Annotated in this window: 10 protein-coding genes and 3 tRNA genes; 11 read left to right on the top strand and 2 right to left on the bottom strand. The window is 29.5% G+C overall.

Annotated features, from left to right (window positions below; translation table 11 throughout):
- Positions 1 to 109: 109 nt before the first annotated feature.
- Positions 110 to 814: an alpha/beta fold hydrolase gene (locus tag Bsans602_RS01675; protein WP_500837370.1), complete on the top strand. Its 705-nt coding sequence runs from the start codon at positions 110 to 112 to the stop codon at positions 812 to 814.
- A gap of 240 nt (positions 815 to 1,054) precedes the next feature.
- A complete protein-coding gene (gene fldA / locus Bsans602_RS01670) occupies positions 1,055 to 1,582 on the top strand; it encodes a flavodoxin FldA (RefSeq protein WP_500837369.1) in 528 nt (175 codons plus the stop codon).
- A 140-nt stretch (positions 1,583 to 1,722) separates the two neighbouring features.
- Here fldA and glnS read toward each other — a convergent pair whose 3' ends face one another.
- The gene (gene glnS / locus Bsans602_RS01665; RefSeq protein WP_500837368.1) at positions 1,723 to 3,381 is read right to left on the bottom strand and encodes a glutamine--tRNA ligase; all 1,659 of its coding nucleotides are present in this window, start codon (positions 3,379 to 3,381) and stop codon (positions 1,723 to 1,725) included.
- A gap of 717 nt (positions 3,382 to 4,098) precedes the next feature.
- On the opposite strand from glnS, the gene nagB reads away from it, so the two are divergent.
- From nagB to Bsans602_RS01640, 5 genes are all read left to right on the top strand, one after another.
- Complete coding sequence (nagB, locus tag Bsans602_RS01660; protein ID WP_500837367.1) at positions 4,099 to 4,902, top strand: glucosamine-6-phosphate deaminase; 804 nt, start codon at positions 4,099 to 4,101, stop codon at positions 4,900 to 4,902.
- Between the two features lie 11 nt (positions 4,903 to 4,913).
- Positions 4,914 to 6,065 carry an N-acetylglucosamine-6-phosphate deacetylase gene (gene nagA / locus Bsans602_RS01655; RefSeq protein WP_500837366.1) on the top strand — a complete coding sequence of 384 codons (1,152 nt, stop codon included), beginning with the start codon at positions 4,914 to 4,916 and terminating at the stop codon, positions 6,063 to 6,065.
- 370 nt (positions 6,066 to 6,435) lie between these two features.
- A tRNA-Met gene (locus Bsans602_RS01650) sits at positions 6,436 to 6,509 on the top strand.
- Between the two features lie 21 nt (positions 6,510 to 6,530).
- A tRNA-Leu gene (locus tag Bsans602_RS01645) sits at positions 6,531 to 6,612 on the top strand.
- A gap of 87 nt (positions 6,613 to 6,699) precedes the next feature.
- Positions 6,700 to 6,771: transfer RNA gene (locus Bsans602_RS01640), tRNA-Gln, on the top strand.
- A 154-nt stretch (positions 6,772 to 6,925) separates the two neighbouring features.
- Here the strand turns inward: Bsans602_RS01640 and Bsans602_RS01635 are convergent.
- Positions 6,926 to 8,104 (bottom strand): FAD-dependent monooxygenase, encoded by a 1,179-nt coding sequence (locus Bsans602_RS01635; protein WP_500837365.1) that lies wholly within the window; start codon positions 8,102 to 8,104, stop codon positions 6,926 to 6,928.
- 407 nt (positions 8,105 to 8,511) lie between these two features.
- On the opposite strand from Bsans602_RS01635, the gene Bsans602_RS01630 reads away from it, so the two are divergent.
- Genes Bsans602_RS01630 through lnt form a run of 4 tightly spaced genes read left to right on the top strand, consistent with a single transcriptional unit; the run spans position 8,512 to position 12,541 of the window.
- Positions 8,512 to 9,543 carry a PhoH family protein gene (locus tag Bsans602_RS01630; protein WP_500837364.1) on the top strand — a complete coding sequence of 344 codons (1,032 nt, stop codon included), beginning with the start codon at positions 8,512 to 8,514 and terminating at the stop codon, positions 9,541 to 9,543.
- 56 nt (positions 9,544 to 9,599) lie between these two features.
- Positions 9,600 to 10,076 carry an rRNA maturation RNase YbeY gene (ybeY, locus tag Bsans602_RS01625; RefSeq protein WP_500837363.1) on the top strand — a complete coding sequence of 159 codons (477 nt, stop codon included), beginning with the start codon at positions 9,600 to 9,602 and terminating at the stop codon, positions 10,074 to 10,076.
- Positions 10,077 to 10,112: 36 nt separating this feature from the next.
- Positions 10,113 to 10,985 (top strand): CNNM family magnesium/cobalt transport protein CorC, encoded by an 873-nt coding sequence (gene corC, locus Bsans602_RS01620; protein ID WP_500837362.1) that lies wholly within the window; start codon positions 10,113 to 10,115, stop codon positions 10,983 to 10,985.
- Between the two features lie 14 nt (positions 10,986 to 10,999).
- A complete protein-coding gene (gene lnt / locus Bsans602_RS01615; RefSeq protein WP_500837361.1) occupies positions 11,000 to 12,541 on the top strand; it encodes an apolipoprotein N-acyltransferase in 1,542 nt (513 codons plus the stop codon).
- The last annotated feature ends 193 nt before the right edge of the window (positions 12,542 to 12,734 follow it).

Raw genomic sequence — 12,734 nt, 5'->3', positions numbered from 1 at the left:
TATTGTTTAGTTGTTATTAATAAAATATTTAAATATTATAATATATACTATGCAGCTTAATTATAGATTACGAATGTTTAAAACTACGTGTCAGAGAATACCAATAGTCATGATCCATGGACTTTTTGGTAATCTTAGTAATCTTGGAGTTATTGCTGAAAGCTTAGCCCGGTATTGCTGTGTTGTGCAGGTTGATTTACGCAATCACGGTCGTTCTCCCCACGAAGAATCTATGACTTATTCTATAATGGCAAGAGATATTTTGGACTTACTTGATCAGTTGTTAATAAAGAAATGCATAGTTATTGGTTACTCAATGGGTGGAAAAGTTGCAATGAAATTGTGTTCATTGGCAGCTACACGCGTAAGTAAAGTTGTGGTTATCGATATAGCTCCAATAAAATATAATATTCATAAGCATGATGATGTTTTTAGTGCGATTGAGTGTGTTAATATATCTGGAGTAAAAAATAAACACGAAGCTGCATACCTTATGCAACAGTATTCTATTGATCAAAGGTTAATATTATTTTTACTAAAATCTTTCCGTCAAGGATCTTGGATATTTAATTTTTCGTCTATTAAAGACAATTATAAGCATATTAGTGATTGGAATACATACCAAACTTGGTGGGGGTCGATATTATTTATTAAAGGTTCATTGTCCTCATATATTAATAATCGTTATTTACATGATATATATCATCAGTTTCCTAGAGCATGTATTCGTGTGATATCTAATGCAAGTCATTGGGTGCATTGGGATAATCCCTTACATGTATTAAGGGTAATTAATAAATTTATCGTTTATTGATTTTAGTAAATATTTTAATTTATAAATATATATATATATTACTTCATCATCTCGTTGCAAAAATTTAATTTAATTATAAATACTGATATAAGTAATTATTGAATTGATTAGATAGTACATTACTGGTATTATATAAAATCATAGTATCATTAACGTCTTAATATTACAAGATCAGATACATGATTGATTTTACAATAGGGAAGTGTGTTTGTGTGTAAATAAATATAAGGTTAGAACATTATGAGAGCAGCATCAGTAGGTATTTTTTTTAGTAGCGATACGGGCAACACTGAAAAACTTGCTAGGATGATTCGAGCGAAATTAGGAAAAAATGTTGCAGATGTTTTTGATATAGCTGTGAGTTCTAAAGAAGATATAGAAAGTTATGATAAATTATTATTTGGTATTCCTACCTGGTATTATGGAGAACCTCAATGTGATTGGGATGATTTTTTGCCTGTATTAAGAAATATTAATTTTTCCGGTAAAAAAGTGGCAATTTTTGGATGTGGAGATCAGGAAGATTATTCGGAATATTTTTGTGATGCGATGAGTATTTTATATGACATTATTTTAAAAAATGGTGCTGTCGTTATTGGATCATGGTCTACATCTGGTTATCATTTTAGCACATCAAAAAGCTTAATTAACACAGATAAATTTGTTGGATTAGCTATTGATGAAGATCGTCAGCCTGAAATGACAGAGATACGTGTTCAACATTGGGTTAATCAAATTCGGGATGAGATGAAGATTAATTACAAATAATAATTAATTCATATCGTTATATTTTTATCTGATTAAAATTATTATAAGTTTCATTTTAAGTATTATATCTAATAGATACTCGATTGACATTATGATCATAAACGTATGTGGTGTGGATGTATCATTTTAAATTTATTTGTTTAGTGTTTAGATTCTTTCAAAGTTACTGTTCTATTGAATACTAGATAAGATTTTTTAGAAAGTTGATGATCTATAATGAAGTATCCTTCACGTTCAATTTGATAGGGACCAAGATTATTAAATTTAATTATGTTTTTTTCAACAACTCCTTTAGAGATTATTAAAGATTTAGGATTAATATTATCTATAAAATGACTCATTATAGAAGGGTTAGGGTTAGTAAATAGCGTGTTATATAAGCGAAATTCTGCTGGTATATTTTTTGCTGCTGATACCCAGTGAATCACTCCAGTTATTTTTCTACCATCTATTGGGTTTCTATGTAAAGTGTATGGATCATAACTACAATAAATACACATGATATTTCCATTATGATCTCTTTCTATATTTTCTGCTTTTATGACATAAGCGTATCGTAATCGTATTTCTTGGCCTAACGATAATTTATAGCACGTACTATCAGTTAATGTTTCGCAAAAATCAAGACGATCAATAAAAATTTCTTGGCTAAAAACTACATAACGGACTCCCATTTTAGGATTATTAGGATGATTTGGCATTTCAATTATTTCTTCATATCCTATAGGCAAGTTATTAATAATAATTTTTACTGGATTGATTACTGCCATAAGTCGTGGGGCATGTTTGTCTAAATCTGATCGGATACATGATTCTAAAAGTGATAATTTTATTTGACTTTCTTGTTTACTAATGCCGATACGATGACAAAATTCACGAATGGATCTAGCTGTATATCCTCTGCGTCGTAACCCAGAGATGGTAGGCATACGAGGATCGTCCCATCCGTCAACTATTTTTTTTGTAACTAAAATATTGAGTTTGCGTTTAGATGTAATTACATATTCTAAATTAAGACGAGAAAACTCATGTTGAGTAGGACGGGTATCAATATCAATATTATTTAATATCCAATTATACAAAATACGATTATCTTGAAATTCCAAAGTACATAAAGAATGAGTAATGCCTTCTATTGCATCTGAAATGCAATGACTAAAATCGTATGTTGGATATATACACCAACTTTCTCCGATACGATGATGTGGAGTATATTTAATACGATATAATACTGGATCTCGCATTACTATGGAAGAAGAAGACATATTAATTTTAGCCCGTAAACAAGCGCCGCCTTCTGGGAAATATCCATTTTTCATTTTATAGAAATAAATTAAATTTTCTTCAATACTGCGAGATCGATATGGACTATTTTGTCCAGGACGTGTTAATGTGCCACGATATTTTCTGATTTCGTCTATGGACAATTCGTCCACATATGCTAATCCTTTTTTGATTAATTTGATAGCGTAGTTATATAATTCTTTAATGTAATCTGATGAATAATGTATGTCTCCATTCCATGTAAATCCAAGCCATTGGATATCATATTTGATAGCTTCAACATATTCTTTATGTTCTTTTTCCGGATTGGTATCATCAAATCGTAAATTACATTGACCATGATAATATTGAGCAATCTCAAAATTGAGACAAATGGCTTTGGCATGTCCAATGTGTAAATATCCATTAGGTTCCGGAGGAAAGCGTGTACGTATATTAGTATATTTTTTTGATTTCAAATCTTTATTAATAATACGGTGAATAAAATTAGGTCGATAGTTAATAAGAATCTTCATTTGTTTATTCTTTTATGCGGATATAATCTGTTTATTAATATATATTGTATTTTATATTGTAACGATAACACTTTGCGTATAATTTTTATAAAAATAGTACTGGCTAGTATAAATCTTATTTTTTGATAATTAAAATATATCTCTATTATAAACTAATATGTAATTATACTAATTATTCTTTGCATAAGATGATATTACATGCCATTTATATTTTACAATGTGAAATAATAATTTACAGATATTTGTTTGCATGAAAGATATCTAATAATATGCAGGAATTTGGTGTTACTATTGTAAATTATACTATATTTGGTATAGTCTATTCATTTTAGTTTATATTAAAGTTGAGTAGCAGTCTTTAAAACAAATGAAAATAGACGTGTAGGTTATATTATAATTATAAACGTGAATGATGTGTGAACAGGAGTTCGCTTATAATAAGCTATAAGATTGTGTGCTGCAATTAGTAAGTTATTGTTAGATAATTTTATAATACTTATTTACATATGCATATTGTTTTGTAATTATTGATCTAAGGACGTATTAAAACAACTTTCTCAAAATAAACGGATGTACGATAATGCATGTATTAGTGATTCATTAGTATTAATGATAAACGTGAAATAAATACTTTTGTGTTTAATTTTTTGTTAAGTATTTTTTAAAATTATTGTAGATTAGTTTAATTTTATTAATGTAATGGAATAGAGATGTAGAATGAGGGTTATATTTCTTGATACTGCCGATCACGTGGCTCAATGGGTTGCACATTATGTTGTTTATCGTATTAATTCTTTCAATCCTACTGTTGAAAATCCATTTGTATTAGGATTGCCTACGGGTAGAACACCAATAAAAACTTATAAAAATATTATATCAATGTATCAGTCTAGTCAGGTTAGCTTTAAATATGTAGTAATATTTACTATGGACGAATATCTTGGCTTATCTTGTGTAAACCCTGAAAGTTATCATGCTTTTATATATACAAATTTTATTAATCATGTTGATATTCCTAAAGGGAATGTGTATGTTTTAAATGGAAATGCCGATAACATTAAGGCTGAATGTCAACAATATGAAGAGAAAATAAAATCGTACGGAGGTATTCGGTTATTTATAGGAGGAGTTGGAAATAATGGGCATCTTGCTTTTAATGAACCGGGTTCTTCTTTAGCGTCGCGTACCAGAATTAAAAACTTAAGTAAAGCGACGCGGGTATCAAATTCTATTTTTTTTAACAATAATGTGAATTCTGTGCCTAAATTTGCATTAACTATTGGGATTGCTACATTATTAGAATCACGAGAAATAATAATAATTGCAACTGGACTAAACAAGGCTAAAGCAGTTAAAGCAGCAATTGAAGGTAGTATTAATCATATGTGGATGATTAGTTGTTTACAGTTACATCCCAAATCAATATTGGTATGCGATGAGTTGTCAACTATGGAGTTAAAAATAAAAACGGTTAAATATTTTCAAGAGTTAGAAATCAGTAATCCAACGATCATAATGTAGATATTTAGAATATGTATGCTTTAATTAATAGTAAAATTTATACTGGTAAAGAAATTCTTCATGATCATGCGCTTGTGGTTTCTGAAGGGATTATTAGAACTATTTGTTCTATTAGTGAATTACCCAAGAATATAGATATACACGATTTGTCAGGATCTATATTGACACCTGGATTTATAGATTTGCAAGTTAATGGATGTGGTGGGATACAATTCAATGATCATATAAATGCAATATCAATATACACACTGAAAGCAATGCAAACAACCAATCAAATATCAGGTTGCACCAGCTTTCTTCCGACATTAATTACTAGCAGCGATGTTTTGATTAGAAGAGCTGTCAGGGTTATGCGTGGGTTTTTATCTCAAAATAAAAACCAAGCTTTAGGATTGCATTTGGAAGGTCCATTTATAAATGTTAAAAAGAGAGGTATACATAATCCTATATTCATTCGTTTATTAACAGAAGAAATGGTAAATTATTTATGTAATAACAGTGACGTTATTAAAAAGATAACTCTTGCTCCTGAACAATTAAAGATGACATTTATGCAGAAGTTGCATGAATCTGGAATTTGTGTCGCAATTGGACATTCTAATGCTACGTATCAACAAACACGGTTTAGTTTTTTGTATGGTGTTAGTTTTGGAACTCATTTATTTAATGCTATGCCTCCGTTAATTGCTCGTGAACCTGGTATTATTGGGGCTATTTTTGATACACCAGAAATATACTGTAGTATTATAGCTGACGGGTTTCACGTCCACTGGGCTAATCTTAGATATGCTAAACAGATCAAAGGGGATCGTTTAATTTTAGTCACTGATGCGACTAGTCCTGCAGGGACTAATAAGGTAAAATCTAATTTTACTTTTTCTAATAAAACTATATATCATCATAATCATATGTGTGTGGATAATAGAGGGGTACTTAGTGGATCAACTTTAACAATGATACGAGCAATAAAAAACAGTGTTCAATATATTGGAATACCGTTGGACGAAGCTTTGCGTATGGCTACTTTGTATCCAGCAAAAGCTATAAAAGTGGATCATTATTTGGGTAGTTTAGAAATAAATAAAATTGCTAATTTAACCGTTTTTGACAAAGACTATAAAATACAAAAAACTATTGTTAATGGTAAAATAGTTAATATGTGATTTTTGTGGTTTTTATATATTTATAGTATTAATATTATTAAATCCAATTTGGGTAGATTGTAGTTTTCTATTACTGTAGATCAGTAGTAATTTGTTATATTTCGGTAAAACTAAATTATTATATATAAATAGAGTGTCAGCATTATTTTATGTGATAATGATTTTTACTTTTGATTAAATGATAATTATATTTTTATTATTTTTTAACAATAAATATTATGGGATTATCTGATGAATTTGTTCATATTATTATTTAGATGAACATAAAAAGACTAGCAGGTGTTTTATGATTACCACAAGAATGATAATTCATTATTTTTATGTAAGTAAGTAATTGAATGTTATAGTTTAAATTAATCGCAATTTCTTTGGCTACGTAGCTCAGTAGGTTAGAGCGCAGCACTCATAATGCTGAGGTCACAGGTTCAAGTCCCGTCGTAGCTATTAGTATAAGTAAGATATCACGCGGGAGTGGCGAAATAGGCAGACGCGTCAGAATTAGGATCTGATACTAATAAGTATACGAGTTCAAATCTCGTCTCCCGTATGCTATTTGTCGATTAGTGTAATAAAAGAAGAAATATAAAAATATAAAGTATATATGATGTCTGTCATAAAAATGTCTTAATAATTATGGGGCATAGCCAAATGGTAAGGCAGCGGGTTTTGATCCCGTCATATCCAGGTTCGAATCCTGGTGCCCCAGTTAGTTAAAAAATTACACACTATTATATCTCAAATAATAGATGCTATTACGTATTTGTGTATTTATAAATAGTTTTTTATTAATAAAAGATTGGGGATCTGCTGTATGTATATGATGGTATGAAAGAGTGATGTTAATTAAGAAAAAGATATCATTATATGATGCCTAAAGCGTATAATAATATTTTTTTCTTTAGGTAAATGGAGCGTTCAATTGTCATAAATGCCATATTTCTTGCTATTTTAAGTGGCCAAAAGTTGTTATGAAACATAAGGTACAGCCAGTCTATGCTAGTTTGCATTAGGAAGGAGTCGTATTTCCGGTTATTTTGATAAGATGTCAAAACTTCTGAAATACTGGAACGTTCATCAAAAACACGTGAATTAGTTAATAAGCGTGATAAGCTTGCAACATCTCTTAGCCCTAAATTTATTCCTTGTCCTGCTAAAGGATGCAAAGAATGTGCGGCATCGCCAACTAATGCTCCTCCTGAAGTTACATAACTATGTGCATGTTGACGAATGAGAGGGACTACAATTGCGTTGTATAGTTTAATGTTACCTAATTGGTTTTGAAAATTATTTCTAATTTTTTTTTCCAATATTTCTGTAGGTAGTTGTTGTAGTTTTTGTATATATTCAGGAGTATTATACCACATCAATGATCCCCAATGATCATATAAAGGTAAAAACCCTATAGGACCATTAGGAGTAAATATTTGCCAAATTGTACCATATTGGTATTTTTTTGTTTTGATAGTAAGTAACATACAACATTGACGATATTTCCAACCAATTACTCCAATTCCTAATTTTTTTCGAATCTGAGAATAAATTCCATCAGCCCCTATTAATAGACGACTGATGATTGTGATACCGTTATCAAGAAGGCATCGCCAAGAGGAACCGTCATAATACATAGAGGTTAGTATAGATGGACAACATAATGTTATTGTTTTGAAGTTTAAAAAGTTTTCCCATAGTGCCAATTGTAAACGATTATTTTCGATAATGCATCCCATTGTAGATACGCCTACGGATATAGCATGAAAAGTTATTTTTGCTGATGGCCATTCCCACGCTTCTAAATAATGATATGGAGTGCAAAAATTAGAAGGAATTTTTTCCCATATATTAATTTTTTTTAAGAATTTTACCGAAGCATAATTAATAGCAGCAACTCGAATATATGGTGTGGTTTTTTCTTTAATTGGAATAGGATATTTACGATCTACTATAATTATTTTAATTCCAGATTGAGAAAGACGTAATGCTAAAGATGCGCCTATAATGCCACCTCCAAATATTAACACATCGCAAAGTAACTTTTTCATAATATTATGATTCAACGTAAAGGTTGACTTACACATAGTGTATGCTGAATGATATTGTAAGATTGATTAGATATGAGTAAATAATTATTTATACATAAATATATAACATATAAAAATGTATACTTAAATAAATATTAAAAATTTTATGGATTTAATTATAAGTTTATATTTTTAATACATGAATAAGTATATTTAAATCTTAAATATGTTACATTTTAATATTATTAAATCAATAATTTGATTAATTATTTATGAATAATTGTATATTGCGTACATGTTGGTATATTATACTGTTTATGGTGTTTTATAATTTATGATATATATTTATTAATATTGTTTATTTTAAAAAGGTATTAAATGCAGTGATATTATTAATTATTTTAGTTCCGATGATTTAGGAGTGATATTTGAATTTAGTAATTAAAGAAATTAAATTGCATCCGGTTGATAATAAACGTCTGATAAGTCTGTGCGGCCCCCTAGATGATAACTTAAAACAATTAGAATATCAATTGAGAATGACTATCAATAGGTACAATAATTTTTTTAGATTAGTAGGTTCATCAACATCAGTCGAAATGGCTACTGATGTTTTAGTGTCTTTGTATTCGAAGACAGAGTCTGAACATGGAATGATTAATGATATCAATCCAGAACAGATATGCTTGACTATTAAAAAGATTCAAATATTGCATAAAAAATCAAAATATACAAAAACGATTAGTAATACTTCAATAAGGATTGAAACAAAATATGGAATAATCAAGCCTCGTACAGAGAATCAAGCACAATATATTTCTAATATTTTTAATCATGATGTTACTTTTGGTATAGGGCCCGCAGGAACCGGGAAAACGTATCTAGCAATAGCTGCTGCAGTAGATTTGTTAGAGCGTCAAAAAAACAAACATATTATTTTAACTCGTCCTGCTATTGAAGCCGGGGAAAAATTAGGATTTTTGCCAGGAGATCTTCATCAAAAATCTGACCCTTATGTTCGACCGTTATACGATGCTTTGTTTAATATAATTGGATATGAAAGAGTGGAGAAATTAATACAAAAAAAAATAATAGAAGTAGCTCCTCTAGCTTATATGCGTGGGCGTACATTGAATGATTCTGTCATCATTCTTGATGAGAGTCAAAATACAACTATTACTCAAATGAAGATGTTTTTAACACGTATTGGATTTCGCTCTACGGTAATTATTACTGGAGATGTTACGCAAATCGATCTACCACCTAATCAATCATCTGGATTGACACATGCTATTAAAGTATTACCCATCATTAAAGATATTAGTTTTAATTTTTTTAATAAAGAAGATTCGGTACGTCACTCTATAGTAACTCGAATAATAGATGCGTATGAAGCATGGGATAGTAATAAAAGCGCTTTGACCGCACGTTGTAACAAATATAAAAATAATTGTAAATAAAATTATAAAGAAATAAACAATGATTACAATAATTATTATAATAAGAGGATTAACTGATGGCAAATAGTCAAGTAATTCTTGATTTGCAATTAGCATGTAAAAATGTAAACGGACTACCTAATAGAAAATTATTTAAATCATGGATGCGTGGTATATTTTCTGTCTATAAAAAAAAAATAGAATTGACTATTCGTATAGTAGACACAAAAGAAATGCGTTATTTAAATTGGTATTATTTAGGAAAAAATTATCCTACTAATGTTTTATCGTTTCCTTTTATACCACCGTTAGGGACTGTATCTCCATTACTTGGAGATATAGTCCTATGTCGTCAAGTGATTGAGTATGAATCTAATAAAAGAAATGTACCATCTACTAGCGCTCATTGGGCACATATGATAATTCATGGCTCATTGCATTTATTGGGATATAATCATCTTCTTGATGAAGAAGCTATATTAATGCAACAAGCAGAAATAAGTATACTGCAGCAATGCGGATATCAAACGTGTTGTTCTATTATAAGTAGGTAATTTAAATTTCTATAAGATATAGTAAAGTAAAAAATTATGAATAACCATAATTTAGAGGAGAATGTTAGTTCTATTCGTAAAAAGAGCTTTTTTGCTTTTATATTACATCATCTCTTTCATAGTAGCCCTAAAAGTCGTGATGATTTGCTAAATTTAATACGTGATTTTGAACAAAATTCTTTGATAGATGCAGATACTCGAGATATGCTGGAAGGAGTTATGGATATTGTCGAACAAAAAGTTAAAGATATTATGGTACCTAGGGCACAAATTATTTTTTTAAAAAATACTCAATCTTGGGATGAACAACTGTCTATTATTATAGAGTCTGCGCATTCCAGATTTCCAGTATTGCATGGCAATCAGGATAGAATTAAAGGAGTTTTAATTGCTAAGGATTTGCTACCATTTATATTAAAAAAATCTCAATCATGTAGTATTGATAAAATTTTACGCCCAGCTTTAGTCGTGCCAGAACATAAAGGCGTAGATAGAATGTTACAAGAATTTCGCATACAACACTGCCATATGGCTATTGTAATAGATGAATTTGGAGGTATGTCTGGACTTATTACTATTGAAGATATATTGGAGTTGATTGTTGGTGAAATTGAGGATGAATATGATAATAAAGATAGTTGTGACATTCGTCAGATAAGTCAATATACTTTTATTGTTAATGCATTAACCCCTGTTATAGATTTTAATAAAATGTTTAATACTTGTTTTCATAATGAAGAAATAGATACTGTTGGAGGTTTTGTAATGCAATCTTTTGGACATTTACCTACAAATGGAGAGTCTATAAATATTTTAGGTTATAAGTTTAAAGTTACACTTACAGATAGTCATCGTATTATGCAATTACTTGTACAAATTCCTAAAAACTCATTATATGTATCTAAATAAAATAGTTTTTATGCATGATGTTTGTTGTTACTATATATTATAAATACAAACAGTTTTTTTGGTTGTTCATAGCATTATTATTTGGAGCATTTGGGATTTTAGGATTTTCTCCGTATAATTTTTGGCCAGCTAGCATTATTTCATTCACTGTTTTACTGAAAATAGTTTTAGATTCTACATGGAAACAAGTTATATGGTATGCTTTTTTTTGGGGTATTGGTTTTTTTGGTAGTGGGTTACGATGGATTTATATAAGTATAGATCAATTTAGTAATATGTGTAGTTGTATAAATACTGCGTTAATCGTTTTTTTTGTCTTTTATTTGACACTGTTTCCTATATTATTTTCTGTTGTACTTGCGGTAATACGTTTAAGTACAACTATGTGGTATGCGGTAGCTATTGCTCCAGTATTATGGTTAATGGTTGAACATATTAGAGGGAATATATTTACTGGATTTCCGTGGTTACAGTTGGGCTATAGTCAAATTGATGGGCCTGTCAAAGGAATTGCTCCTATTTTTGGGGTGGAAGGTATTACGTTTGTTCTTGTTTTAATAAGCGGATTAATAGCTCTGTCTATTCACAGAACTCAGTTATTATTAACGATTATACCTTTAGGGATATTATTGTTTTTGTGGCCTTTAACATGGATACAATGGTATTATGTACAACCACAGCGTGCTGTAAATGTTTCCTTAGTACAAGGTAATATTGACCAACATGTAAAGTGGGATGCTAAGTATTTGGAAAAAATAATGCAAATATATTTGGATCATACTTTACCCTTACTCGGAAAAACAAAAATAGTTGTTTGGCCAGAATCAGCTATTCCAGGGAACGAAATTGATCATGACCAAGCTTTAACATTATTAGATCATCAATTAAGACAAGATCACACAAATTTGATTACCGGGATTATTGGAATACGTTATGTTAAAAACGATTACTATTACTATAATAGTATTATAGTTATTGGAAACTCTAAACCTTACAAATATCCAAGTTATAATCGGTACGATAAACATCATCTAGTATTATGTTCTGAAAGGTTTCCATTTCAAAGATTTTTTAGTCCATTGTTGCATTTATTTAATATTCCTGTTCCTTTTATGCAAGAAGGTTACTATTTGCAACCACAATTGACTGTGTCGTTTATTAAAATGACCGCGGTCATTTGTTATGAAATAATTTTTGGCAAGCAGATTCGTGATAATTTTAAATCTGATACTGATTTTTTGTTAACTGTTGCAAATAACGCGTGGTTTGGGGATTCTATTGGGCCATGGCAGTATTTTCAAATGGCTCGCATGCGTGCATTAGAATTAGGTAGACCTTTATTATGCAGCACTAATAATGGAGTTACTGCTATTGTAAACGCAGATGGTTCTATTCAAGCGCAACTTCCTCAGTTTAGCTCAACAGTACTTAATGATACAGTTATTCCAACTACAGGTTTGACTCCGTATGCAAAGTTTGGATCTTGGTTTTTTTTAGGTATTATTATTACATACGTTATTTTAATCTTTAAATACAGAAATTATATGTTGTTTTAACAGAAAATTTTTTATTAAATATATAAAGCGTGTAGTGTATAATTTTATGAAAACTTTGAGTTTATATAGGATTTATTTTTATTTATTAATACATTAACCAATTTTTATTATATATCTATAAAAATTTGGTTAATGTATTAATGATGTGCATTTTTTGTTTTTAATTATTAATTTTTCACTTTAACAAAAAAAA

The sequence above is a fragment of the Candidatus Blochmannia sansabeanus (nom. nud.) genome (assembly GCF_059935345.1).
This window is presented reverse-complemented; position numbering and strand designations above follow the sequence as displayed.